This is a genomic window from Mesorhizobium sp. M1406 (assembly GCF_040317555.1).
Classification (GTDB): Bacteria; Pseudomonadota; Alphaproteobacteria; order Rhizobiales; family Rhizobiaceae; genus Mesorhizobium.
This window is the reverse complement of sequence record NZ_JAMYKW010000007.1, coordinates 110,945-137,293: the sequence shown is the minus strand read 5'-3', so window position 1 is coordinate 137,293 and position 26,349 is coordinate 110,945. Positions and strand designations below refer to the sequence as shown.

The 26,349-nt window shown below is 63.3% G+C and carries 21 protein-coding genes; 16 read left to right on the top strand and 5 right to left on the bottom strand.

Annotation, left to right across the window (positions count from 1 at the left end; translation table 11 throughout):
- Positions 1–39: 39 nt before the first annotated feature.
- The gene (locus tag NKH03_RS09450; protein WP_352968182.1) at positions 40–1,173 is read right to left on the bottom strand and encodes an aminomethyl transferase family protein; all 1,134 of its coding nucleotides are present in this window, start codon (positions 1,171–1,173) and stop codon (positions 40–42) included.
- A 296-nt stretch (positions 1,174–1,469) separates the two neighbouring features.
- Here NKH03_RS09450 and NKH03_RS09445 point away from each other — a divergent pair, with 296 nt between their 5' ends.
- The 16 genes from NKH03_RS09445 (at position 1,470) to NKH03_RS09370 (ending at position 19,269) form a co-directional block, all read left to right on the top strand.
- On the top strand, positions 1,470–1,748 hold the full coding sequence (locus tag NKH03_RS09445) for a hypothetical protein (RefSeq protein ID WP_502913063.1): 279 nt from the start codon (positions 1,470–1,472) through the stop codon (positions 1,746–1,748).
- A 12-nt stretch (positions 1,749–1,760) separates the two neighbouring features.
- Positions 1,761–2,138, top strand: coding sequence for a hypothetical protein (locus tag NKH03_RS09440; protein WP_023759015.1), 378 nt, complete (start codon positions 1,761–1,763; stop codon positions 2,136–2,138).
- Positions 2,139–2,170: 32 nt separating this feature from the next.
- Positions 2,171–2,332, top strand: coding sequence for a hypothetical protein (locus tag NKH03_RS09435; protein WP_352867136.1), 162 nt, complete (start codon positions 2,171–2,173; stop codon positions 2,330–2,332).
- 14 nt (positions 2,333–2,346) lie between these two features.
- Positions 2,347–3,741: an APC family permease gene (locus NKH03_RS09430; protein ID WP_352968181.1), complete on the top strand. Its 1,395-nt coding sequence runs from the start codon at positions 2,347–2,349 to the stop codon at positions 3,739–3,741.
- A gap of 45 nt (positions 3,742–3,786) precedes the next feature.
- On the top strand, positions 3,787–4,473 hold the full coding sequence (locus NKH03_RS09425; protein ID WP_352968180.1) for a hypothetical protein: 687 nt from the start codon (positions 3,787–3,789) through the stop codon (positions 4,471–4,473).
- Positions 4,470–4,793 (top strand): hypothetical protein, encoded by a 324-nt coding sequence (locus NKH03_RS09420; RefSeq protein WP_352968179.1) that lies wholly within the window; start codon positions 4,470–4,472, stop codon positions 4,791–4,793. The genes NKH03_RS09425 and NKH03_RS09420 overlap by 4 nt, the downstream gene beginning before the upstream one ends.
- 85 nt (positions 4,794–4,878) lie before the next feature.
- A complete protein-coding gene (locus tag NKH03_RS09415) occupies positions 4,879–5,775 on the top strand; it encodes a class II glutamine amidotransferase (RefSeq protein ID WP_352968177.1) in 897 nt (298 codons plus the stop codon).
- Between the two features lie 4 nt (positions 5,776–5,779).
- Positions 5,780–6,505, top strand: a complete 726-nt coding sequence (locus NKH03_RS09410; protein ID WP_352867145.1) for a GltB/FmdC/FwdC-like GXGXG domain-containing protein — start codon at positions 5,780–5,782, stop codon at positions 6,503–6,505.
- Between the two features lie 6 nt (positions 6,506–6,511).
- On the top strand, positions 6,512–7,840 hold the full coding sequence (locus NKH03_RS09405) for an FMN-binding glutamate synthase family protein (protein WP_352875503.1): 1,329 nt from the start codon (positions 6,512–6,514) through the stop codon (positions 7,838–7,840).
- A 63-nt stretch (positions 7,841–7,903) separates the two neighbouring features.
- Complete coding sequence (gene glnT / locus NKH03_RS09400) at positions 7,904–9,211, top strand: type III glutamate--ammonia ligase (RefSeq protein WP_352968176.1); 1,308 nt, start codon at positions 7,904–7,906, stop codon at positions 9,209–9,211.
- A gap of 37 nt (positions 9,212–9,248) precedes the next feature.
- Complete coding sequence (locus NKH03_RS09395) at positions 9,249–10,502, top strand: sarcosine oxidase subunit beta family protein (RefSeq protein ID WP_352867150.1); 1,254 nt, start codon at positions 9,249–9,251, stop codon at positions 10,500–10,502.
- Between the two features lie 16 nt (positions 10,503–10,518).
- Positions 10,519–10,794, top strand: coding sequence for a sarcosine oxidase subunit delta (locus tag NKH03_RS09390; RefSeq protein WP_352867152.1), 276 nt, complete (start codon positions 10,519–10,521; stop codon positions 10,792–10,794).
- Positions 10,795–10,990: 196 nt separating this feature from the next.
- Positions 10,991–13,972: a sarcosine oxidase subunit alpha gene (locus tag NKH03_RS09385; RefSeq protein ID WP_352968175.1), complete on the top strand. Its 2,982-nt coding sequence runs from the start codon at positions 10,991–10,993 to the stop codon at positions 13,970–13,972.
- Complete coding sequence (locus tag NKH03_RS09380; RefSeq protein WP_352968174.1) at positions 13,965–14,591, top strand: sarcosine oxidase subunit gamma; 627 nt, start codon at positions 13,965–13,967, stop codon at positions 14,589–14,591. Before NKH03_RS09385 ends, NKH03_RS09380 begins: the two co-directional genes overlap by 8 nt.
- A 343-nt stretch (positions 14,592–14,934) precedes the next feature.
- Positions 14,935–17,304 carry a trimethylamine N-oxide demethylase gene (locus NKH03_RS09375; protein WP_352968173.1) on the top strand — a complete coding sequence of 790 codons (2,370 nt, stop codon included), beginning with the start codon at positions 14,935–14,937 and terminating at the stop codon, positions 17,302–17,304.
- 255 nt (positions 17,305–17,559) lie between these two features.
- The gene (locus tag NKH03_RS09370) at positions 17,560–19,269 is read left to right on the top strand and encodes a trimethylamine N-oxide permease (protein ID WP_352867160.1); all 1,710 of its coding nucleotides are present in this window, start codon (positions 17,560–17,562) and stop codon (positions 19,267–19,269) included.
- A gap of 80 nt (positions 19,270–19,349) precedes the next feature.
- Here NKH03_RS09370 and NKH03_RS09365 read toward each other — a convergent pair whose 3' ends face one another.
- The 4 genes from NKH03_RS09365 to NKH03_RS09350 all read right to left on the bottom strand — a co-directional run bounded on the left by NKH03_RS09365 (position 19,350) and on the right by NKH03_RS09350 (position 26,318).
- Positions 19,350–22,490 carry an efflux RND transporter permease subunit gene (locus tag NKH03_RS09365; RefSeq protein ID WP_352968172.1) on the bottom strand — a complete coding sequence of 1,047 codons (3,141 nt, stop codon included), beginning with the start codon at positions 22,488–22,490 and terminating at the stop codon, positions 19,350–19,352.
- Positions 22,491–22,683: 193 nt separating this feature from the next.
- On the bottom strand, positions 22,684–23,832 hold the full coding sequence (locus NKH03_RS09360; RefSeq protein ID WP_352867162.1) for an efflux RND transporter periplasmic adaptor subunit: 1,149 nt from the start codon (positions 23,830–23,832) through the stop codon (positions 22,684–22,686).
- Between the two features lie 51 nt (positions 23,833–23,883).
- Positions 23,884–24,489, bottom strand: a complete 606-nt coding sequence (locus NKH03_RS09355; protein ID WP_352867165.1) for a TetR/AcrR family transcriptional regulator — start codon at positions 24,487–24,489, stop codon at positions 23,884–23,886.
- A 188-nt stretch (positions 24,490–24,677) separates the two neighbouring features.
- Positions 24,678–26,318 carry an acyl-CoA synthetase gene (locus tag NKH03_RS09350; protein ID WP_352968170.1) on the bottom strand — a complete coding sequence of 547 codons (1,641 nt, stop codon included), beginning with the start codon at positions 26,316–26,318 and terminating at the stop codon, positions 24,678–24,680.
- Between the last annotated feature and the right edge of the window lie 31 nt (positions 26,319–26,349).

Here is a 26,349-nt window from a genome sequence, read left to right as displayed (position 1 = left end):
TAACTCTTCGTGCCTCGAACCTCTCGACCTGACTATGCCTCAACCTTTCGCCGTGCGCTTGGTCTTCTTGGGATCATCGAAGGGAAGCGGCTGCGCCGTCGCTTTGATGGCACCGCTCTTGTTGCGGATTTCGAGTTTGGTGTCCTTGACCGCGCAATCGACGTCGAGCCGGGCGATGCCCATCGATTTCTCGACCAGCGGCGAATACATGGCGCAGGTCACCACGCCGACCTTTTTGCCGTCGCGATAGACCGGCGCGCCCTCATCGGCCGGCTCCTTGCCGTCGAGCAGAACCCCATAGATCTTGAAGCGCTCCTTGCCCTTCAGGCGGTAGTGCTCCTCGGCGCCACGAAAGCCCGTCTTGCCAGGACTGACGGTGAAGTCGAGGCCGAGTTCCCACAGCGTGTCGCCGGGGCCTTCATTGTCGAACGGATACTTCTGGGAGTTGTCGTAGGGATAAAAGAGCAGATAACTTTCGACGCGCAGCATGTCGAGCGTGGTGAAGCGGCACGGAATGATGCCGGCGCTCTTGCCCTCGTCGAGGATCCTGTCCCAGATCGTGCCGGCATCCTGGCCGCGGCAGAAGATCTCATAGCCGCGCTCGCCGGTGTAACCGGTGCGCGAGATCATCACCGGAAAGCCGAACAGCTGCGTCTGCATGTGATGGAAATAGTTGAGATCGCGAATGCCCGGCACGTGCTTGGCTAGGTAGTCGACCGATGTCGGCCCCTGCAGCGACAAATCGTGGAGATTGTCGTCGAAGCGGAGTGATACGTCGCGGCCCACGGCCGCGCGCTGCAATTCCTCATGGCCGGTGCCCGAGCCATGCACGACCATCCAGGCATTGGGGCCGGTGCGGTAGAGGATGCAGTCGTCGGTGAATTTTCCCGCCTCGTTCAGCATGCAGGCATAGGCCGACTTGCCGGGATAGATCTTTTCGACATCGCGCGTCGTCGCCAGATCGATCAGGTGCGAGGCATGCGGTCCGGTGATGTGGACCTTCTTGAGGCCGGAGACATCCATCAGACCGGCCTGGGTGCGGATGGCGATGTATTCCTCGTCGGCATCCTTGTCGTAGGTCCAGGCGGTTCCCATGCCGCTCCAGTCTTCGAGCTTCGAACCGAGCGCGCGATGGCGATCCGCCAGGGTCGAAAATCTCCAGGATGCCGTCATCCGCTCGTCCTCCGTTTCGAAAATTCTTTAGCTGTTCCCTGCCCCCTGCGCAGCGGCGGGAGCTTTGACCGAATATTGACCGCAAACGTCGAGGCGCCGCAATACCCATAAGCAATTAATTTCATTGTCAGGCAAAATCCGCCACGCTAGGCAAACGGTTAACCCCACGTAAATCGCGCTTGACAATTGCGGAATTCGGACGGAATTTATGAAAAAAATTTCACTCTCTTGAAAGAGGGCAGCGGGCGGCCAATTCGGGGTCGAGCGTTGGAAAAGGGGAAAAACCGATGTCAGACATGCAGCAGCGCATCGAAACGCTGTACCGCTCCGACGTGCGCGGGTCCGCACTCCTGATCGTGTGCCTGTGGGCGACGATCCTCTTTGTCCTCTTCATGACATGGCCGTACGTCCCGAACGCGGGGATCAAGGCGGTCGTCGCCGCCGCCGCCGCTGCCGTGCTGATCTTCAACACGGCAGCCATCCTGGCGATGGTCAAGCACTACAAGGAAGACAAGGAATTCATCTACGGGCTCGATATCAAGAACGCCGACGCGTTCCGCAACCGCAAGTCCTGAGGGGTAGAAGAGATGCCGCGCTACACGCCACCGGAGCAGAGCAAGGCCGGGCAGGTTTTCGACATCGCCGTCGTCGTGGTCGCCATTTTCGTGGCGCTGTGGCTGCCGCTCAAGCTGGGTCTTGCCGGTGCGGCGAAATCAATCGACGCGCTCGACGCCAAGACGTGGGAAGCGCTTGGCCAGAACCCGACAATGGCCTCGATCTGGGAAAAGCTCGGCTACACACCCGAGACCGCGCATGACATCATCCAGAACCGCTTCCACTATGTCATCGACTGGCCGACGCTGATCATCATGGCCGCGGTGCTGATCGGCTATTTCGTCTTCCTGTTTCGCGCGTCCGACCGCGAATATCGCGACGTCATCAACGAAAAATTCGACGACAAGTAAAAGATTCGACGACAAAAATTGGGGGACGCACCATGTGGACCGCACTCTCTTACGCATGCTGGGGCATCTCGATCGTGCTTGCCCTGTGGATGCTCTATGACTGGTTCAAGGTCGATACGACCTTCTCCGAAGAGGTGCTGACCTCATCGCGCGAAGGTGAGCTGGAAGCCGTTTCCGAAAAACACCGGATCTGAGTGGGGATTGAACAATGACGGTTACACTTGAACCGGCAATCCACGGAGACAGGGTTTCACTGCTCCGCGTGCTTGGCCCGGCCCATGTCTGGGCGCTTGGCGTCGGCATCGTTCTCGTCGGCGAATTCACAGGCTGGAATTTTGCCGCCGACAAGGGCGGCGCGCTGGCCGCGCTGATCGTCTGCTGGGTCGTCGGGCTGCTCTACACCTCGGTCGCGATGATCGATTCCGAGGTCACATCGACCGTCGCCGCCGCCGGCGGCCAATATGCGCAGGCCAAGCACATCGTCGGACCGCTGATGGCGTTCAATGTCGCGCTGTTCCTGGTCTTTGCCTACACCATGCTCGAAGTCTCCGACGCCATCCTGCTCGGCGACACGATCGTCGCCAAGGCGGGGGTCGAAGGGCTGACCCACAATTCCTTCATCGCCGCGACCATCGTCGTGCTGGCGTGGCTGAACTATCGCGGCGTGCTGATGACGCTCAACGTCAACTTCGTCATCACCGCGATCGCCTATGTCTCGATCGTCATCCTGTTCTTCTCGGTCAGCCCGTGGACGCAAGGCGCCGTGCTGAAGCTCAACGAACTGGTCACCCCCGGCAACGCCCTGCCCTATGGCTGGATCGGCGTCATCGCCGCCTTCCAGTTCGGCATCTGGTATTATCTCGGCATCGAGGGCACCACGCAGGCCGCCGAGGAAGTGCGCTCACCGGCCCGCTCGCTGCCTTACGGCACCATGGCCGGCATGATCACGCTTTTGATCGCCGCCGCCATGACCTGGTATGTCTGCGCCTCGATGATGCCGTGGGAATATCTGGGCATCACCTATTATCCGCTGTGGGACGCGGGCAAGCTGACCGGCAGTCCGTTGCTTGAGAACCTGCTATTCGTCGCCACGCTGCTTGCCGCGCTGGCCTCGGCCAATGGCTGCATCAACGACGCGGCGCGCGCCTGGTTTTCGCTCGGCCGTGACCGCTATCTGCCGACCTGGTTCTCGGCCGTGCATCCGAGATATCGCACGCCCTACCGCTCGATCCTGTTCCTGCTGCCGATCGCGCTGGCATTCGCCTTCATCGCCGACCTCAACCAGGCGATCACCTTCTCGATCCTGTCGGGCGTGCTGCAATACACGTTCATGAGCATCAACATCATCATGTTCCGCAAGAAGTGGCCGCTGGGCTCGATCCGCCGCGGCTACACGCACCCCTTCCACCCGGTCCCGGCCATCGTACTGTTCTGCCTTTGCGTGGTGACCTTCTTCGCCATCTTCCTCGGCTTCGGTTCGCAGCTGATCGCGATGGTCGCCTTCTATTTCCTGATCTCGCTGTGGTTCCATTTCTACCGCTACAGATTCGTGCGGCGCGGCGACCAGTTCACCATGCCGTGGCCGAAGCCGCAGGGTTATTGATGGGGGTTGGCCCGTCCGGATCCCGGGCGGGCCTGGCATGAGAACATGTCCGAGGTGACATCAGCACTGCTTGCCGGGGCCATTGTCCTGGCTCTCGTCCTCCACCTTGCCTGGCAGGCGCGTACCAGCCGCAACAGGGCATCGGCGCTCGCCGTCGAGCAGGGCCAGATCCGCACGGTCATCGCCGACGCAGCCGATGTTTCGGACGGCACCGCCGGTGTCACCACCTGGCAAGGGTCATGGAACAGTCAACGCGTCCAGGTGCGCACCATCGTCGATACGCTGGCGACCAGGAAACTGCCGGCGCGCTGGCTCAGTGTTTCGGTCACCGAAGAGGTGGCGGTGCCAGCTACCTTCGACATGATGATGCGGCCGGGTTCGCCGACGACCTTCTCCAATTTCGATCACCTTGAGCATACGCTGCCCAAGGCCCCGGGGTTTCCTGCCGAGGCGGTGCTGCGCACCGACCGCAGGGCGGCGCGCTTTCCCCAGGGCCTCATCGCCAGCCATATCGAGATCTTTGCCGAGGGGCGTGCCAAGGAACTGCTGATCACCCCGAACGGAGTGCGTATCGTCTGGCTGCTGGCCGAGGCCGAGCGGGCGCGCTATGGCGTCTTCCGGCAAGCCGAATTTGGCGGCGCCACTCTCGATCCGTCCCTGATCGAAAGGCTGCTGGTTTCGGCGTCGGCGCTGCGCGACGCCATCAACAAGAACGAGCGGCAGGCCGCATGACCAGTTCCATCCCCGCACCCACCAATCCCTATCTGGTTCTCGGCGCCGCAATCGTGCTGCCGGCAAGCGGACATGTCATTCTCGGCGTGCCGGTGCGCGGCTTGCAGTTCCTCTTCTTCATGGTGATCCTGGCATGGGTCACGGCCAAGATCGCGCCGCCTGACGCCAGCTTCGTCGGCCGGCATGCCGGCGGCTTCCTGATCTATGCCTTGTCGATCCTCGACGCCTACAAGACCGCCCGCATCCGCACCGTCAAATGGGTTCACAATGCCCGGCGAGACGGCGACAATGCACAGAGCGGCATTGGGCCGCACACGTAACTAGAGGAAAATTTTTTTCATATGATTGAATTTATGAGACTCATTCGATACATCATCTCTTAGCTGCAAACGTTGGGAGGCTGACATGTGTGGAATTGTCGGACTGTTCTTGAAGGACAAGGCGCTGGAACCCCAGCTTGGGGCGATGCTGTCGCAGATGCTGATCTCGCTCAGCGATCGCGGCCCGGACAGCGCCGGCATCGCCATCTATGGCGCGCCTTCCAAAAATGAGGCCAAAATCACCATCCAGTCAGCCAAGCCGGAGCGCGATTTCCGAGACCTCGAGGCGGAACTCGCCAAGGCCATCGGCACGCCGGTGACGATCGCGGTGAAATCCAGTCATGCCGTCGTCCGGACCACGCCCGCCAAGATCGACGAGGCGCGCGAGACCATCCAGGCGCTGCGCCCCGACATCCGTATCATGGGCGCCGGCGACGTTGTCGAGATTTACAAGGAAGTTGGCCTGCCCGAGGCGGTCGTCGATCGCTTCGATGTCCGCAAGATGACCGGCACGCATGGCATTGGCCACACCCGCATGGCGACGGAATCGGCGGTGACGACTATGGGTGCGCATCCGTTCTCGACTGGGGCCGACCAGTGCCTGGTTCACAATGGTTCGCTGTCCAACCACAACAATGTCCGCCGCGAGCTGATCCGCGAAGGCATGACCTTCGAGACCGAGAACGACACCGAGGTCGCCGCCGCCTATCTCTCCTCGCAGATGGCGCATGGCAAGAATCTCGGCGAAGCGCTGGAAGGCACGCTCTCCGATCTCGACGGCTTCTTCACCTTCGTCGTCGGCACCAAGAACGGCTTCGGCGTGGTGCGCGACCCGATCGCCTGCAAGCCCGCCGTGATGGCCGAGACCGACCAGTATGTCGCCTTCGGCTCGGAATATCGCGCACTGACCAAACTGCCCGGCATAGACAATGCGAGGGTCTGGGAACCCGAGCCCGCAACCGTCTATTTCTGGGAGCACTAAGTTCATGTCGGCAATCACCCTTTCAAAGACGGCGGCGCACGACCCTCGGGTCTTCGATCTCGACCAGCTGTCGCTGCGCGAACTCAACCAGGCGCTTCACAATCTGGCTCCCGGCTCGAATGAAACAGCCTGGGAGGTGCTCCATCCGAAAGGCAGTCATTCGGTCGCCGTTGGCGTCGACCAGCCTGTCGCCATCGATGTGCGCGGCAGCGTCGGCTATTACTGCGGCGGTATGAATTCAGGCGGCACGATTACCGTGCATGGCTCGGCGGGGCCCGGTGTCGGCGAGAACATGATGTCGGGGTCGATCACCATCAAGGGCGACGCCAGCCAGTATGCCGGCGCCACCGGCAGGGGCGGCCTGCTGGTCATCGAGGGCAACGCGTCGTCGCGCTGCGGCATTTCGATGAAGGGGATCGACATCGTCGTGCATGGCAATATCGGTCACATGTCGGCATTCATGGCGCAGTCGGGCAATCTGGTGGTGCTGGGAGACGCGGGCGACGCGCTGGGCGATTCCATCTACGAGGCGCGGCTGTTCGTGCGCGGCAAGGTCGACAGCCTGGGGGCAGACTGCATCGCCAAGGAGATGCGAGCCGAACATCTGGAGTTGCTGCAGGGTCTGCTCGACCGCGCCGGCGTCACCGGCGTCAAGCCGTCGGAATTCAAGCGCTACGGCTCGGCGCGCACGCTCTACAATTTCAATATCGACAACGCCGACGCGTATTGAGGCAGCATGACCTACAGGAACCCGCCGACGACGCCACGCAAATCCGCGACCTTCGACGACTACACGCTTTCCGAAATTCGCCGTGCCGCGGCGACCGGAATCTATGACATCCGAGGCGGCGGCGCCAAACGCAAGCTGCCGCATTTCGACGACCTCTTGTTCCTCGGCGCCTCGATCTCGCGTTACCCGCTCGAAGGCTATCGCGAACGCTGCGACACCAGCGTGGTGCTGGGTTCGCGCCATGCCAAGAAGCCGATCGAGCTGAAGATCCCGATCACCATAGCCGGCATGAGCTTTGGTTCGCTGTCGGGGCCCGCCAAGGAAGCACTTGGGCGCGGCGCCACGCTGGCCGGCACCTCGACCACGACGGGCGACGGCGGCATGACAGAGGAAGAGCGCGGCCATTCCAAGCAGCTGGTCTATCAATACCTGCCCTCCCGCTACGGCATGAACCCGCGCGATTTGCGCCGTGCGGATGCAATCGAGGTGGTCGTCGGCCAGGGCGCCAAGCCCGGCGGCGGCGGCATGCTGCTTGGCCAGAAGATCTCCGACCGCGTCGCCGAAATGCGCACGCTGCCGAAAGGCATCGACCAGCGCTCGGCCTCGCGCCACCCGGACTGGACCGGACCCGACGATCTCGAGATCAAGATCCTCGAACTGCGTGAAATCACCGACTGGGAAAAGCCGATCTACGTCAAGGTTGGCGGCGCGCGGCCCTATTATGACACCGCGCTTGCCGTGAAGGCCGGCGCCGATGTCGTCGTCGTCGACGGCATGCAGGGCGGCACCGCCGCGACCCAGGAAGTGTTCATCGAAAATGTCGGCATGCCGACGCTTGCCTGCATCAGGCCTGCGGTGCAGGCGCTGCAGGATCTCGGCATGCACCGCAAGGTGCAGCTGATCGTCTCCGGCGGCATCCGCAACGGCGCCGATGTCGCCAAGGCGCTGGCGCTCGGCGTCGACGCGGTCTCGATCGGCACGGCTGCCCTTGTCGCGCTCGGCGACAACGATCCCCATTGGGAGGCGGAGTATAACGAACTCGGCACCACGGCCGGCGCCTATGACGACTGGCACGAGGGGCGCGATCCGGCCGGCATCACCACGCAGGACCCAGAACTGATGAAGCGGGTCGATCCTATCGCCGCCGGACGCCGGCTGGCGAACTACCTCAAGGTGATGACGCTCGAGGCGCAGACCATTGCGCGCGCCTGCGGCAAGAACAGCCTGCACAATCTCGAACCCGAGGACCTCGTCGCGCTGACGATCGAGGCAGCCGCCATGGCTGGCGTGCCGCTGGCCGGCACCAACTGGATACCGGGGAAGAACGGCTTCTGATCAACGAAGGGCCGAAGCCCACATGCTCTGGGGCCAACAATCGACAAAAAATGGGGAACTACGGTGACAATTGATCTTGCTGAATTCGCAAGGGCGAAAAACGTCAAATACTTCATGATTTCCTACACCGACCTGTTCAGTGGCCAGCGTGCCAAGCTGGTGCCGGCGCAAGCGATCGCCGACATGCAGAAGGACGGCGCCGGCTTTGCCGGTTTCGCCACCTGGCTCGACCTGACGCCGGCGCATCCCGACATGCTGGCGGTGCCGGATCCGGATTCGGTCATTCAGCTGCCGTGGAAGCCGGAGGTCGCCTGGGTCGCAGCCAACTGCATCATGGACGACAAGGAGGTCGATCAGGCGCCGCGCAACACGCTGAAGCGGCTGATCGCGGAAGCCGCCAGTGATGGCATGCATGTCAAGACCGGCGTCGAAGCCGAGTTCTTCCTGATCTCACCCGACGGCAAGACGATTTCCGACGAATACGACACGGCGTCGAAGCCGTGCTACGATCAGCAAGCGGTGATGCGCCGCTACGACGTCATCGCCGAAATCTGCGACCACATGCTGGCGCTCGGCTGGGGCGCCTACCAGAACGACCACGAGGACGCCAACGGCCAGTTCGAGATGAACTGGGCCTTCGACGACGCGCTGGCGACCGCCGACAAGCACTCGTTCTTCAAATTCATGGTCAAGTCGATCGCGGAAAAGCATGGCCTGCGCGCCACCTTCATGCCCAAACCCTTTCAAGGGCTGACCGGCAATGGCTGCCATGCCCATATCTCGGTATGGGACAAGACCGGCAAGACCAATGTCTTCGCCGACAATTCGATGGAGCTTGGCCTGTCGGCCAAGGGCAGGAATTTCCTAGGCGGCATCATGAAGCATGCCTCCGCGCTGGCGGCGATCACCAACCCGACGGTGAACTCGTACAAGCGCATCAACGCGCCGCGCACCATTTCGGGCGCGACCTGGGCGCCGAACACGGTGACCTGGACCGGCAACAACCGCACCCACATGGTGCGCGTGCCCGGCCCCGGCCGCTTCGAACTGCGCCTGCCGGATGGTGCCGCCAACCCCTATCTCCTGCAGGCCGTCATCATCGCGGCCGGTCTCGACGGCGTCCGTTCGAAGGCCGATCCCGGCAAGCGCTACGACATCGACATGTACCAGAACGGACACACTGTGAAGGGCGCGCCGAAGCTGCCGCTCAACCTGCTCGACGCGCTGCGCGAGTTCGACAAGGACAAATCGCTGAAGGCGGCGCTGGGTGAGGAATTTTCGTCGGCCTACCTAAAGCTGAAGCACCAGGAATGGAATTCCTATGCTTCGCACTTCACGCAATGGGAGCGCGACCACACGCTGGATATCTGACCACCCAGCGCGATGCGAGCGACCTCGGAATGAACGCATGAAATACTCCATCTTCTCGCTCGCCCGCGCCGCCCTGTCCGGCCACAAGAACTGGCAACGCACCTGGCGCGACGCCACGCCGAAGGACCGTTACGACGTGGTGATCATCGGCGGCGGCGGCCACGGGCTGGCAACCGCCTGGTTCTTGGCCAGCGAGTACGGCATCAAGAACGTCGCTGTGCTCGAAAAGGGCTGGATCGGCTCCGGCAATGCCGGCCGCAACACCACCATCATCCGCTCCAATTACGGCCTGCCCGGCAACACCGGCTTCTACGAGCTATCGATGAAGCTGTGGGAAAGGATGGAGCAGGACCTCAACTACAACACGATGGTCAGCCAACGCGGCGTCATCAACCTCTACCACTCCGACGCGCAGCGCGACGCCTATGCGCGGCGCGGCAACACGATGCGCATCAACGGCATCGACGCCGAACTGCTCGACCTTGCGGCGGTCAGGAAGATGATACCGTTCCTGAACTTCGACAATGCACGCTTTCCCGTGCAGGGCGGCCTCTTGCAGCGGCGCGGCGGCACGGCGCGTCACGATGCGGTGGTCTGGGGCTACGCGCACGCGGCGAGCGAACTCGGCGTCGACATCATCCAGAACTGCGAGGTCACCGGTTTTACCCGCGACGCCAATGGCAAGGTGACCGGCGTCGAGACATCGCGCGGCAGGATCGGCGCCGGCAAGGTCGGCATGGCTGTTGCCGGCAGTTCGTCGCGCGTGGCGGCGATGGCCGGCCTGCGCCTGCCGATCGAAAGCCATGTGCTGCAGGCCTTCGTCTCCGAGGCGATCAAGCCACTCATTCCCGGTGTCATGACCTTCGGCGCCGGCCATTTCTATGTCAGCCAGTCCGACAAGGGCGGGCTGGTCTTCGGCGGCGACATAGACGGCTACAATTCCTACGCCCAGCGCGGCAACATGCCTGTGATGGAGGACGTCTGCGAGGGCGGCATGGCGCTGATGCCGATGATCGGCCGCGTGCGGCTGCTGCGCCAATGGGGCGGCATCATGGACATGTCGATGGACGGTTCGCCGATCATCGACAAGACGCCGGTCGACGGGCTCTATCTCAACGCCGGCTGGTGCTATGGCGGCTTCAAGGCGACGCCGGGCTCGGGCTTTGTGTTCGCCCACCTTCTGGCCCGCGATGCGCCGCACGAAGAGGCGGCGCGGTTCCGCCTCGACCGCTTCCGGCGCGGCGCGATGATCGACGAGAAGGGCCAGGGCGCCCAACCGAACCTGCATTGAAGGCGGTTAGAAGCAAATGCGCATTGTCTGTCCCTTCTGCGGTGAACGCGAACTCGGCGAGTTCACCTATCTCGGCGACGCCAAGCCGGTGCGGCCAGTGGCCGGCGCCTCGGAAGACGAAGTCTTCGACTATGTCTATCTGCGCGACAATGTCGCCGGGCAGACCAGCGAATACTGGTACCATGGCGGCGGCTGCAGGGCCTGGTTGAAGGTTGCACGCAACACGCTGACGCATGAGATTTCGGCCGTGGAGCCGGCTGCGGGTGCTGGGGCGAGGCAGGTCGCGAAATGAGTTTTCCTGTCCAAGTCAGCGCTGCCCCTCATCGCCCTGCCGGGTACTTCTCCCCGTATAGTGACGGGGAGAAGGGAGCTGGCCGCAACGAGAGCGCCCCTCTCCCCGTCACTATACGGGGAGAGGATGCCGGCAGGCAGGTGAGGGGCAGCGCGACGCTCCCGCATGACATCGAATCGATGAGAGGCCGGCAATCGTGACGTCCAGCCAATCCCATCGTCTCCCTTCCGGCGGTCTGATCGACCGCTCGGCGCCGCTGAACTTCCGCTTCGACGGCAAGGCTTTCTCCGGCTTCCAGGGCGACACGCTCGCCTCGGCGCTGATCGCCAACGGCGTCAAGCTGGTCGGCCGCTCGTTCAAGTACCATCGCCCGCGCGGCATCCTCACCGCCGGTTCGGAAGAGCCAAACGCGCTGGTCGAGCTACGCACGGGCGCTCGGCGCGAGCCGAACACCAAGGCGACGACGGCGGAGCTCTATGACGGGCTCGAGGCTGCCAGCCAGAACCGCTGGCCGTCGCTGCGCCATGATGTGATGTCGGTGAACCAGCTATTCGCGCCGATCTTCGTCGCCGGCTTCTACTACAAGACCTTCATGTGGCCGGCGAAATTCTGGGAAGCCATCTACGAGCCGGCGATCCGCCGCGCCGCCGGTCTCGGCCGCGCTGCCGGCGTTGCCGATCCCGACCACTACGACAAGGCATGGGCGCATTGCGATGTGCTGATCGCAGGCTCCGGCCCGGCCGGTTTGGCCGCGGCATTGGCAGCCGGCCGCGCCGGCGCCCGCGTCATCCTGTGCGAAGAGGATTTCACGCTTGGCGGCCGCCTGCTATCGGATGGCGGCACGATCGATGACCTGCCGGCAGCCGAGTGGCTGTCGCGGTCACTGGCAGAACTGGCTGATATGCCCGATGTCCGCATCATGACCCGCACGACATTGTTCGGCGTCTACGATGGCGGCACATATGGCGCGATCGAGCGGGTCAACGACCATTTGCCCCAGCCGCCCGAGCATCAGGTGCGCCAGCGCTTGTGGCGGATCGTGGCCAAGCGCTGTGTCGTCGCGGCCGGCGCCATCGAACGGCCGATCGTCTTTGCCGGCAACGACACGCCCGGCGTGATGATGGCCTCCGCCATGCGGACCTATGTCGCGCGCTACGCGGCAACGCCGGCCAAACGCATCGCGCTGTTCACCAACAATGAGGATGGCTGGCGCACGGTCGAGACGGCCCTCGGTGCCGGACTGCGGATTGCCGCGGTCATCGATGCGCGGCCTGATGTATCTCCAGCCCACCGATCGCTCGCCTCCAAGGGTGGCTTCGCGGTGCTGCACGGTTCCGTCAGTGGTGTCGAGGGCGGCAAGGACGGCGTCAGGAAAATCGCGGTGTCGCTCACCGGCGGTGCGCGCGCCGAGGTCGAAGCCGACGGGCTCGCCGTCTCCGGCGGCTGGAATCCGGCGGTCGGATTGACCTCCTTCCATCGCGGCCGGCCGACATGGCGCGACGATATCGCCGCCTTCGTTCCAGATGGCGCCCCTCCGGGCATGGTTGCCGCCGGTGCCGCGAACGGCGACTTCGGCCTCGGCGCCTGCCTGAGCCGAGGATTTGCCGCCGGCGCGGCAGCGGCGCGTGACGCGGGGCACAATGGTACGGCGGGCGCTGGTCCTGTCGCCGACGACGAGGCGTTTTCACTGACGCCGCTCTGGCATGTCGCCGGAAAGGGCAAGGCCTTTGTCGATTACCAGCACGATGTGACCGCTTCCGACATCGAACTGGCGCAGCGCGAGGGCTTTGAATCCGTCGAGCACCTGAAGCGCTACACGACGCTCGGCATGGCCACCGACCAGGGCAAGACCTCGAATGTTGCCGGTCTCGCCATCATGGCGGCGGTCAGCGGCCGTTCCATTCCAGAGACCGGCACGACGATCTACCGGCCGCCCTATGTGCCGGTCGCCATCGGCGCCTTCGCCGGTCATCACCGCGATGAGACTTTCCATGCGACGCGGCTGACGCCGTCGCATCACTGGGCGGCCGAACAAGGCGCGGTGTTCGTCGACACCGGCCTGTGGAAGCGTGCGCAATGGTATCCGCGCGCCGGCGAAAAAGACTGGCTGGAATCGGTGACCCGCGAGGTCAAGGCGGTGCGCGGCGGCGTCGGCTTCTGCGATGTCTCGACGCTCGGCAAGATCGACGTGCACGGCCCGGATGCCGGCGCCTTCCTCGACCGCGTCTACATCAACACCTTCTCCAGCCTTGCGGTGGGAAAGGCGCGCTACGGGCTGATGCTGCGCGAGGACGGCATCGTCTATGACGACGGCACGACGTCGCGGCTGGCCGAGGACCATTATTTCCTGACGACGACCACGGCCAAGGCCGGGCTGGTGATGCAGCATCTTGAGTTCTGCCGGCAGGTGCTGTTCCCCGAACTCGACGTGCAGCTAACCTCGGTCTCCGACCAGTGGGCGCAATTCTCGATCGCCGGACCCAAGACTCGTGACCTGCTCCAGGAGATAGTCGATCCGTCGGAAGACCTGTCGAACGAAGGCTTTCCGTTCATGGGCGCGCGCGAGGTCAGCTTACGCGGCGGCCTCAGGGCGCGGCTGTTCCGCATCTCATTCTCCGGCGAAATGGCCTTCGAAATTTCAGTGCCGGCACGCTTTGGCGACGCCATGGCGCGCAATCTGATGCTTGCCGGCGCGCCATTCGGCGTCACACCCTACGGCACCGAGGCACTCGGCGTCATGCGTATCGAAAAGGGCCACATCGCCGGACCGGAACTGAGCGGCACGACGACCGCGGCGGATCTTGGCCTGGGCAAGATGATGTCGACCAAGAAGGATTTTGTCGGCCGCGTCATGGCCGGGCGCGAGGCACTGGTCGCGCCCGACCGGCAGGTCGTGGTTGGCATCAAGCCGACCGACAGGGCCCGCCGGCTGCGCTCCGGCGCGCACGTCATTCCGAAAGGGCAGACACCTGGCCCCGGCAACGACCAGGGCTATGTCACCTCGGTCTGTTTCTCGCCGACATCAGATCAATGGATCGGGCTGGCCTTGGTCGAGCGCGGCCGCGAGCGCATCGGCGAGATCGTACACGCGCACGACCCGATACGTGGCGAGGACTATGACGTCGAACTGTGCAATCCCGTCTTCTACGATCCGGATGGAGGGCGCCAGCGTGGCTGATTTTTCCTGGGCTCCCCGCAGTCCCCTCGAGCATGCGCTGGTCGCCGGTAGGCATGGTGCAAGCAGCATCGAGGCCGGCGTTTCGTTGACCGAGATCCGCAATTTCGACCTGATCCAGGTAATGGCGCGGCGCGGCCAAGCGGCCGAGTTGGCAAAGGCGGCCATAGCCCGTTTTGGCGTGGCGGCTCCCGATGCGCCCAAGGCGATACAGGCTCAAGACGCCACGTTGATCTGGTCCGGACCGGATCAGTTCTTCGTCCTGTCGAAGGGCGGCAAGCACACAATGCAAACGCTGGGGCCGGCATTGTCCGGACCTGCCTCGCTGTCCGACCAATCGCATGCGCGAGTGGTGGTCAGCATTTCCGGAGCTAAGGCGCGGACAATGCTCGCCAAGCTGTCGTCTATCGATCTGCATGCGGGAGCATTTCCGACTGGCGCTGCCGCCGCAACCTCGATGGACCATACCAGCGTGACGCTCTGGCGCGGGAATGACAGGGCGGATGGGCTGGCGGTGTTCAGGTTACTGGTGTTTGCGACGTTTGCCGAAAGCCTTTGGCATACGATGCTCGACTCGGCTGCGGAATATGGAGTTGCTGTCAGCCATTCCGAGGAATTTTAACTCGCCAATTCCATATCTCGGCGCTGCCATTGCCCTGCCGGGCATTTCTCCCCGTAAACGGGGCGAAAGAGGCTGGCCGCAATGCCGGTGCCTTTTGCATCGCTGGCGATTGGCGAAAGCAACGAGGACAGCGTCCTTCGCCCCGTTTACGGGGAGAAGATGGCGGCAGCCAGATGAGGGGCAGCGCCGACGTTCGGAGACAAGCCTGATCGGCGAAATTCAACCTGAGCCGACTGCGCCCGAAATGCCACCTCCGCCTTGCCAAACGCAACCGCACTGCTATTCTTGCTGCTAAAATAATTTCACACACAGGCAAACTTGTTTCTCGAACCGCAAGGCTGAGATGAGCCAGTCGCCCTACCCCGCAATTGCAGCCGGACCGCCCCGGCCGAGCCTCATCCTGAGGCCCGGCCAGATCGCGCTGCCGACCGGCATGGAGTGTTATACGATACAGGGCAACGGCGCGGTGCTGATCGACATCGAGGCCGGCGACACGATCAGCGTGCGCAATGTCGAAGGCGGACAGGCCTGCGAGTTGCTGGCCTGGGACAGGACCGGCGCGACCGAAGCCGGCATTTTCGGCGAAACATCGAACAGCAATGCCGCCGGCATCAAGACGCTGCTGGCCGAGGGCGACGATAGTCTCGCATCGCTACGGGGCAGGCTCGCGCGCCGGCAGGTGCAGCTTGATCAGGCGAAGGCCGTGCGCGTATTTGGCGGCACCACGCCAGCCGGCACCGAGCAGGGTTTCACGGTCATACGCGACGGCGCGATGGTCATCGCCGCTCCCGGCGGGCCGATGCTGGTCGACGGCCACGACACGGCAACGCCACTTACCGTCATCGTCCGGCGCGCCACCATCCGCCCAGTGGCGAAATCGCAATTGGCCGACCCGCTCACCGACCCGGTGCTCGACCTGCGTGTCCACTCGGCGACGGCGGAATCCTACTTCGTCAAGGCCGGCGACTATCTGCAGATCATCGATGTCGACGGGCGCCAGTGCACCGACTTCCAGTGCTTCTCGGCCCGCAAGCTGGACAAGGGCCTCGACCATCCACTCGACGTGACGACGACCCGCACGCTGATGGGTGCAAGTTATCCGATGCCCGGCCTGTATTCGAAATATTACGACCAGGACATGGAGCCGCTGGTCGAAGTGGTGCAGGATACATGCGGCCGGCACGATGCGTTCGCGCTCGCTTGCGCGGCGAAATATTACGACGACATCGGCTATCCCGGCCACATCAACTGCTCGGAGAATTTCAACCGCGCGCTGGCCGACAAAGGCGTCAATCCTCGTGCCGGCTGGATGGCGATCAACTTCTTCTTCAACACCGCGATCGACGCGCATGGTGTCATGGTGTCCGACGAGCCGTGGTCACGGCCCGGCGACTATGTGCTGCTGCGCGCGCTCACCGACATTGTCTGCGTTTCCTCCGCCTGCCCCGACGACACGACGCCGGCCAATGGCTGGAACCCGACCGACATCCATGTGCGCACCTATTCCGGCCAGCACAAATTCTCGCGAGCGATCGCCAGACGCATGACGCCTGATTCGGAACCGAAAATGACCCGCGAGACATCCTTTCATTCGAGCTTTGCCAAGCACACCCGCAACTTCGTCGAGTACAGGGGCTACTGGCTGGCCAATTCCTTCGCCAAGGAAGGGCCGATCGCCGAATACTGGGCCTGCCGGCAGGACGCGGTGATCATGGACCTGTCGCCGCTGCGCAAGTTCGAGGTCACCGGCCCGGATTCGGAAGCGCTGCTGCAGTACACGCTGACCCGCGACGTGAAAAAGCTCGGTGTCGGCCAAGTGGTCTATTCGGCCATGTGCTACGAGCATGGCGGCATGATCGACGACGGCACGCTGCTGCGCCTCGGCAAGGATAATTTCCGCTGGGTCGGCGGCGACGATCTGTCCGGCGAATGGCTGCGCGAAACAGCGGCGAAACTCAACCTCAACGTGCTGGTGCGCTCGTCGACCGACCAGATGCACAATGTAGCCGTGCAAGGGCCGAAGAGCCGCGACATCCTCCGAGAAGTCATCTGGACCTCGCCGCTGCAGCCGTCGATCGACGAGCTCGAATGGTTCCGCTTTGCGGTGGCGCGCATCGGTGCCGGCAACGGCATTCCGGTCGTCATCTCCCGCACCGGCTATACCGGCGAACTCGGCTACGAGATCTGGTGCCATCCGCGCGACGCCGAAAAAGTGTTCGACGCCATCTGGGAGGCCGGCCAGCCGCACGGACTGAAGCCGATGGGGCTGCAGGCACTCGACATGGTGCGCATTGAGGCCGGGCTGATCTTCGCCGGTTACGAATTCTCCGACCACACCGACCCGTTCGAGGCCGGCATCGGCTTCACCGTCCCGCTGAAGAGCAAGACCGACGATTTCATCGGCCGCGAGGCGCTGATCCGCCGCAAGGAGCACCCGCGGACGAAGCTGGTCGGCCTCGATATCGATGCCAACGTCGCCGTCGGCCATGGCGACTGCGTGCATGTCGGCCGCGCCCAGATCGGCGTCGTCACCTCAGCCATGCGTTCGCCGGTGCTGAACAAGAACATCGCGCTGGCCAGGCTCGATGTCACCCATGCCGCCGTCGGTACCGAGGTCGAGATCGGCAAGCTCGACGGCCATGCCAAGCGGCTGCCGGCGCGCGTCGTCGCCTTCACGCATTACGATCCGCAAAAGACCAAGCCGCGTTCCTGACCGCCGCCTTCGCGATGGTTTGGCCGGCTGACCGGCGATGTCGCCGGCCGTGTGAGTCCGTGCGCTCACAAGCGTGATGTGCACGACTTCACAAAACGCTTGACCTGAAAGCGCGCCGGATCAATCTTCACTGTTAAGAAAAAAATGCGACTGAGTGGAAACACCGGCAGTCGCTCAATGCACGCGTCGATGATGAAGCCTCGCAAAGCCGCGGCCGTCACGAACGGGGAACATCAAAAAGGGGAACAAAGACACATGAGCACGATTACGACTGCCCTGGAGCCGCTTGCGGAAGGCAAGCTGCATCGGAACATAGATTGGCGCGGCGCCTTCTGGGTGGCGAGTGGCGTCCCTGCCCTCGTCCTGTTCTCGATCGGCGGCATCGCCGGCACGACCGGCACGCTCGCCTTCGCGATCTGGATCGCCTCCATGATCATGGGCTTCCTGCAATCCTTCACCTATGCCGAGATCGCCGGCCTGTTCCCGAACAAATCCGGCGGCGCCTCGATCTACGGAGCCACGGCCTGGCTGCGCTATTCCAAATTCATCGCGCCGCTGTCGGTCTGGTGCAACTGGTTCGCCTGGTCGCCGGTGCTGTCGCTCGGCTGCTCGATCGCCGCCGCCTATATCCTCAACGCGCTGGCGCCGGTGCCGCTGTTCACCGAAACCTCGCCCGATGTCGTCGCCTATATCGCCGCGCATGCCGGAACGAGCGCCGCCGACGCCATCACGGCGGCGACCGCCGCCGCGACGCCGGCGATCCGCAGCTGGACGCTTTACAGCCACACGCTGGGACCGGTCTCGTTCACGTTCAACGCGACCTTCTTCATCGGCGCGGTGCTGATGCTGATCATCTTCGCTATCCAGCATCGCGGCATCCTCGGCACGGCCAACGTGCAGAAATATATCGGCCTGCTGGTGATCATCCCGATGCTGATCGTCGGCGTCGTGCCGATCATCACCGGCCAGATCAACTGGGCGAATTTTTCGCCATTTGTGCCGCTGGCTGCTGCCTACGCGCCCGAGCCCGGCTCGTGGAACATTGCCGGCTGGACGCTGGTGCTCGGCGGCATGTTCATCGCCGCGTGGTCGACCTACGGATTCGAGACCGCCGTCTGCTACACTTCGGAGTTCAAGAACCCGGGCACCGACACGTTCAAGGCCATCTTCTATTCCGGTCTGCTCTGCATGCTGCTGTTCATCCTGGTGCCGTTCACCTTCCAGGGCGTGCTTGGCTTGAACGGTATGCTGGCCACCCCGATCGTCGACGGCTCGGGCGTTGCCGACGCTCTGGCCGGCATGGTCGGCGGCGGCGCGCTCATCCACAGCCTCTTGGTGATGCTGATGATCCTGGCGCTGGTGCTGTGCATCATGACCGCCATGGCCGGCTCTTCGCGCACGCTCTACCAAGGCTCGGTCGACGGCTGGCTGCCGCGCTATCTGAGCCACGTCAACGAGCACGGCGCACCGACCCGCGCCATGTGGACCGATCTCGTCTTCAACCTGATCGTGCTGGCCATCGCCTCGGCCGACGCGACGAGCTTCTTCTTCATCCTCGCCGTGTCGAACTGCGGCTACATCATCTTCAACTTCCTCAACCTCAACGCCGGCTGGATCCACCGCATCGACAACGGCCATATCGCGCGGCCTTGGAAGGCGCCGAGCTGGCTGCTCGGGATCGGGGCGATCTTCGCCTATGTCAACGCCATCTTCATGGGCGCCGGCGCCAAGGTGTGGAACCCGATGGCACTGTGGGCCGGACTGATCACAGCGGCGCTGATCATCCCGGTGTTCTGCTTCCGCCACTACGTCCAGGACAAGGGCAAGTTCCCCGACCACATGCTGGCCGACCTCGGCATGACGGGAGCCGACCTCTCGGTCAAAAAGGCAGGCATGCTACCCTATCTGACGCTGGTCGCCGGCGTGGTGGTGATGCTGCTCGCCAACTGGTTCTTCGTCATCTGACGACTTCCGGAAAAGTCGGCAGCGGAAAGCCGTAACAGGATGGACAATCGGCCGGTCGAAACTCGACCGGCCGATATCGTTTATTCAGCCGCCAGGGCCAGTTGAGGCCTTTCGGCTTCTTCGCTGGGTGCCAAATCGTCTTCCTTCTCGACAACCCTCTTGGGCTCGCGGCCGAAGAACAAGGCGTAGCCCGCCGGCAGAACCAGGATGGTCAGCACGGTGGCAACGAGGATGCCGCCCATCATGGCGTAGGCGAGCGGCCCCCAGAACACGCCGCGCGAGATCGGGATCAGTGCCAGCACCGCCGTCATCGCCGTCAGCACGATCGGCCTGAAGCGGCGCACGGCCGAGCCGATGATCGCTTCGGAGCGGTCCATGCCTCTCGCAATATCCTGGTCGATCTGGTCGACCAGGATGATCGAGTTGCGCATGATGATGCCAAGCAGAGCGATGACGCCGAGGATGGCGACGAAGCCGAACGGCGCGCCGCTGATCAAAAGGGCCGCCGCAGCACCGATGATGCCGAGAGGACCGGTCGCCAGAACCAGCATCGCCTTGCCGAAATGCTGCAGCTGGATCATCAACAGCACGACGATGACGGCCAGCATGATCGGCGCCTTGGCGGCGATCGAAGCCTGGCTTTCGGCCGAATCCTCCGCACCGCCCTGAATCTCGATCTTGTAGCCGGGCGCCAGCCCGTCACGCAGGTCCTGCATGTCCTTGTACATCTTGGTGATGACGTCGTTGGACTGCACGCCATCCGGCAGCGTCGCCCGCACGCTGATGGTCGGCAAGCGGTCGCGGCGCCATTCGATGCCTTGCTCCAGCACCGGCACAACCTTGGCTACCTGCGACAGCGGCACGAAGCCGCCGAAATCGGTCGGAATATAGACGGAGTCGACCGAGGACAGCAGGCTGCGGCTGGCATCCGGCTCGCGGGCGACGATCGACACCGTCTCCTCGCCGTCGCGGAAGTCGTCGAGCGGCACGCCGGACATGGCCGCCTGCAGCATCTGGCGGATGCGCTGCGAGGTGACGCCGAGCGCACGGGCGCGATCCTGGTCGATGACCAGCTTCATTGCCGGCACCGGTTCGAGCCAATCGTCATGGACTGCGCCAAGCAGTGGATCCTCGCGGAACTTCGCCTTCACCTGGTCGGCGATGCGGCGCACCTCCTGGCGATCCGGCCCCATGACGCGCATCTGCACTGGCCAGCCGGTCGGCGGCCCAAGGAACAGGCGGTCGACCTTGGCGCGGATCGACGGGAAATCTTGCGCCAGGACGGCGCGCAATTTGACGATCAGCCGTTCGCGGGCCGGTTCGTCATTGGCCATGACGAGCAGCTGGGCGAAGTTCGGATTGCGCAATTGCTGGTCGAGCGGCAGGAAGAAGCGCGGCGCACCCTCGCCGATATAGGTAGCGATGAAGCGCTTGTCCTTGTCGCCCATCATCTTGGCTTCGAGCGCCTTGGCCTGCGCCTCGACCTCCTTGATGCTGGTGCCTTCCGGCAGCCAGAGATCGACGAGGATTTCCGGCCGCGAAGACTGCGGGAAGAAGTTCTGCGGGATGAACTGGAAAGCCCACAGGCTGGTGCCGAAGGTCACCAGAGTCATCGTCAGGACGATGATGCGATGGCGCACCGCCCAGCCGACGGTTCCGCGCAGCCGGCGATAGAAGCGCGTGTCGAAGGCGTCGTGGTGGCTGCCGGCATGCTTGCGCTGCTTCAGGATCATGTTGCCGAGCCACGGCGTGAAATACACCGCGACGAACCAGGAGACGACCAGCGCGATGCCGACCACATAGAACAGAGTGCGGACATATTCGCCGGCCGTCGAGGCGGCGAAACCGACCGGGATGAAGCCGGCCGTGGTGATCAGCGTGCCGGTCAGCATCGGAAAGGCGGTCGAGGAATAGGCGAAGCTTGCCGCCTCGATCTTGACCAGCCCCTCCTCCAGCTTGCGCTCCATCATTTCGACGACGATCATGGCGTCGTCGACGAGCAGGCCGAGCGCGATGATCAGCGCGCCGAGCGAGATGCGCTGCAGGTCGATGCCGAGCTCGTACATGATGGCGAAGGTGGCGGCGAGCACCAGCGGGATGGTGATGGCGATGATCAGGCCCGAGCGCCAGCCGATCGACAGGAACGAGACGACGAGCACGATCAGCAGCGCTTCGCCGAGCGCATGCATGAACTCGGCCACCGCATCCGTGACAACGCCCGGCTGATCGGAAATCTGGTCGACCGAAACGCCATAGGGCAGCGCCTCCTCGAAGCGCTTGTAGGTGGCCTCGACGTCCTTGCCGACATCGGTGACCTTAAAGCCCTTGGCCATGACGACGCCAAGCTGCACGCTGTCATGACCGTTGAAGCGGTATTTGCGCTGGAACGGATCTTCCAGCCCCGAGGTCACCGTGGCGATGTCGCCCAGCCTTGTGACCTGACCGCCGGCGCGCAGGCGCAGGTTCCTGATGTCCTCGACCTTGCCGACATCGCCTTCGACGGAGATGCGGACCGAATTGGTGCCGGTTTCGACGGAGCCGGCCGGGTCGACATTGTTCTGTCCCTTGATCGCGTTCTGCAGATCGGTCAGGGTCAGACCACGTTCGGCGAGCGCCTTGGACGAGACGTCGATGTAGAGTTTTTCCGGCTGGTCGCCGATGATGACGGCTTTCTCGACGCCGGGCGTCGTCAAAAGCATGTCGCGTGCCTGGATGGCGAACTTCTTCAGTTCGGGGTAGCTGAAGCCATCGCCGCTGATCGAATTCAGCGTGATGAAGGTGTCGCCGAACTCGTCGTTGAAATAGGGGCCGAGCAGACCCTGCGGCAGGTCGCCTGATATATCGCCGACCTTCTTGCGCACCTGATAAAAGGCGTCGGTCACCTCCGCCGTGTTGGTGTCGCCCTTGATCTGCACCGTGATGATGGCACTTCCCGCGCGGGTGAAGGAGCGCACGAAGTCGAGATGCGGCGTCTCCTGCAGCTTGCGCTCGATCTTGTTGACGACCTGGTCTTCCATCTCCTTGATCGAGGAGCCCGGCCAGATCGCCTGGACCACCATGACCCGGAAGGTGAAATCGGGATCTTCCTTCTGGCCCATGCGCATCAGGCCGAGCGCGCCGGAAATGATGATCAAGCCGAACAGGAACCGCGCAATGGACGGATGGCCGATTGCCCAGCGCGACAGGTTGAAAGGCCGATTTTCTTCCGTGGAATTGGTCATGGATGCAGATCCATCTGTTCAACAATCGAGTTCGGATCGGCTTCCGGGCGGCAAGGCTCTCCGAGCGGAGAAACACTCATCGCGGTGGGACGCGAGCATCGATGTGGGGGTTACATCAATCGAGCGTCTCAGGTCGGGCGCTTGCCGCCCGGAAACCAGCGGCTGCGGTAACGCGCAGCCGGTTGTCTGTCGTTCAGCGCACCTGCTTGGCGTCGCCGTCGTCACCCGCCGCGGAGGCCGATTGCAGCACCGTATCGCCGGCGAGTTTCACCTTGAGGTTCTCGGTCATGAACTGTGTGCCGGCGGCGACCACGATGTCGCCAGGCTTCAAACCCTCCGCGACACGCACACCATCGGCGGCGAACTTGGCTATCTTGACCGGACGGGCATGAACGGTGTCGGCGTCCCGATCGACGGTCCAGACGATCGACTGGCTGTCTTTCTCAGCCAGTGCGCTCAGCGGGATCGAAACGAGTTGCCGCTCATTGGCCGCCGATGCTTCGATGCTGGCGGTCATGCCGAGAAGCACACGCGGATCCTTGGGCAGGCTGACGCGGACGGCAAAGGTGCGCGACTGCGGATCGGCGCTGCCGGCGACTTCACGGACCTTGCCGTCCAGCGCCAGCGCGTCGTCGGACCAGAAGCCCGCCTTGACGATCTTGCCTGGCTTGAATTCGGCGATCTCCATCTCCGGGACAGCGATCAGCACTTCCTTTTCGCCGTCAACGGCGACGGTGACCACCGGCGATCCGGAGCCGACCACCTGGCCGACATCGGCGCTGACCGCGGTGACGATGCCATCCCTGTCGGCCTTGAGGTCGGTATAGCCAACCTGGTTCCTGGCCTGGGCAAGCGTCGAGCGAGCGGAATCGCGAGTGGCGACGGCTTGGTCGTAGGCCAGGGTCGCCTGCTCCAGCTGCGATTTCGGCGCGAATTTCTTGTCGAACAGCTGTTCGGCGCGCTTGCGGGCAAGCTCTGATGTCTCGACCTGCCGATCGGCGGCATCAAGGGCTGCCTGCGCGCTCTTGACCGATAGGTCGTAATCGATGGGATCGATGCGGGCGAGGACATCGCCCGAGGCCACGTGCTGGCCGATGTCGACGAGGCGCTCTGTGATCTTGCCGTTGACCCGGAAAGCCAGTGCGCTTTCGGTGCGGGCCCGCACCGAGCCGGAATAGGAGAGCGTGCGGGTGTCATGCGCCTGGGCGATCTCGACGACCTTGACCGGCCGGATTATGTCCTTGACTTCGGCTTTTTCTTGGCTGCAGCCGGCGAGCCCGAGGGCCGCGACCATCAGGCCGGCAACTGGTAGTTTGCGGAGGATGGAATTGGACAAAGACATCTTGTTACTCCCGACTGGAGATGAACGGTCGACACCGGCCTTCGGTGGCTATTACTTCAGAGCCCTGATCGCATAGTCGATCAGGTCGTCGGGCATCGCCCGGTTGGTCTTGGCAAGGCATTGCGCCACCATCTGCGGATGGCACAGGATGACGGTCGTGGCGCCGAAACACCGCGACGCGATCACCGGATCCTGCTCCCTGAACTCACCGGCCGCGATGCCATCGCGGATCACTTCCGCAAACAGGTCATGAATGCTGTCGACATGCTTGTCGATGACGGCCCAGTCCCGTTCGAGTGCGACGACGACCATCTCGTGGACCTTCTGCTCGTCGAGCATGACCTCCATGGTCATCTTGTATTGGGCGTGCACGTAGCGCCGAAGGCGCTCCTCGGCGCTGATCGGCAGGTGGGCAATCTCGTAGGCCATCTTGTAGCTCGCGCCGAGCATCCGGCCGCAGACTGCCTGGTGGATTTCCACCTTGGAGGCGAAGAAGCGGTAGATGTTGGCCGGCGACATGCCGAGTTCGCGGGCGATGTCGGCGACATTGGTCTTGCCGTAGCCATAGTGGCGGAACAGGCGCTCGGCGCAATCGAGAATGCGCGTCACATTTTCCTGTCGGGCGGCGTCGGCGACGATGGTGGCGGCTTCGGACATGATCCTCTATCGATTTACGAGTGACGAATTTCAATTTTCATCACTCGTAAATCGAAATGGGCGGCCTGTCAATGCGATTTCAACGTACTTGTACGATTGGTGACAGATGGTGACATTCGATAGACGTCACGAAGGCACCCGAGGATGCGGACTGCTGAAAATATTTTCCGCGAGAGGCCGTCGGCGTTTCAGGCGACCTTTGCCATTTCGCGCAGCCGGAACTTCTGGATCTTGCCGGTCGAGGTCTTCGGGATTTCGGCGAAGATCACCGCCTTCGGCACCTTGAAGCGGGCAAGCAGCGCGCGGCAATGCTCGATGATTTCGGCTTCGGTCGCGGCCCTGCCGGGTTTCAGCTCGACATAGGCGACCGGCACCTCGCCCCATTTGTCATCGGGCCTGGCGACAACACCGCAAGAGCCGACGGCAGGGTGTTTGTAGAGCGCATCCTCGACCTCGATCGAGGAGATATTCTCGCCGCCCGAGATGATGATGTCCTTGGAGCGATCCTTGAGCTGGATGTAGCCATCGGGATGCATGACGCCGAGATCGCCGGAATGGAACCAGCCACCGGCAAAGGCTTCGTCGCTGGCCTTGCGGTTCTTCAGATAGCCCTTCATGACGATGTTGCCGCGGAACATGACCTCGCCGATGGTCTGGCCGTCCGCTGTCGTCGGCTGCATCGTCTCCGGATCCATGACGGTCAGGCCTTCGAGTGCCGCGTAGCGTACGCCCTGCCGTGCCTTCTTGGCGCTGCGTTCGCCCTTTTCGAGATCGTCCCAGGCGCCGTGCCATTCGTTGACGACCGCCGGGCCATAGGTCTCGGTCAGGCCGTAGAGGTGGGTGACGGCAAAGCCGGCATCGGCCATCCCCGACAGCACGGCTTCCGGCGGTGGTGCGGCGGCCGTGTTGAAGGTGACCGTCTGCGGGAATTCCCGCTTGTCCTCGTCCTTCGCATTGATCAGCACCGACATGACCACGGGCGCGCCGCAGAGATGGGTGACGCCGAGATCGGCAATCGCATCGTAGATCGGCTTCGGCCGCACCCAGCGCAGGCAGACATGGGTGCCGGCCTGGACGGCGAGCGTCCAGGGAAAGCACCAGCCATTGCAGTGGAACATCGGCAGCGTCCACAGATAGACGGCGTGCTTGGCCATGCCGGCATGGATGGTGTTGGTGTAGGCCATCAGGGCGGCACCGCGATGATGGTAGACGACACCCTTCGGATTGCCTGTGGTGCCGGAGGTGTAGTTGAGCGAGATGGCGTCCCATTCGTCGTCGGGCATCGACCAGGCGAAGTCCGCGTCGCCGCCGGCGACAAACGCCTCATAGTCGAGCGTGCCGATCCGCTCGCCTTTGGGATAGGGCGCATCGGCGGCATAGTCGGGATCGTCGTAATCGATCAGCAGCGGCCTGACCTTGGCCAGCGTCAGCGCTTGCCGAACCACGCCGGCGAATTCGCGGTCGACGATCAGCACCTTGCTTTCGGCATGATCGAGCTGGAAGGCGATGACCGCGGCATCGAGGCGTGTGTTGAGCGAATGCAGCACCGCCTTGGTCATCGGCACGCCGAAATGCGCCTCCAGCATCGGCGGCGTGTTGGACAGCATGACCGTGACCGTGTCGCTCTTGCCGATGCCGCGCTTCTGAAGCGCCGAGGCGAGCTTCAGCGACCGCTGCCAGAAATTGCGATAGTCGATGCGCTGGCGGCCATGGATGATGGCGATATGATCGGGATAGGTCCTGGCCGCGCGCTCCAGGTAGGTGAGCGGCGTCAGCGGCTGATGGTTGGCCGCGTTCTTGTCGAGATCCTGTTCGTAAGGATTGCCCATCCCATGCTCCCCGCGTTTTCTTTAGACCTTC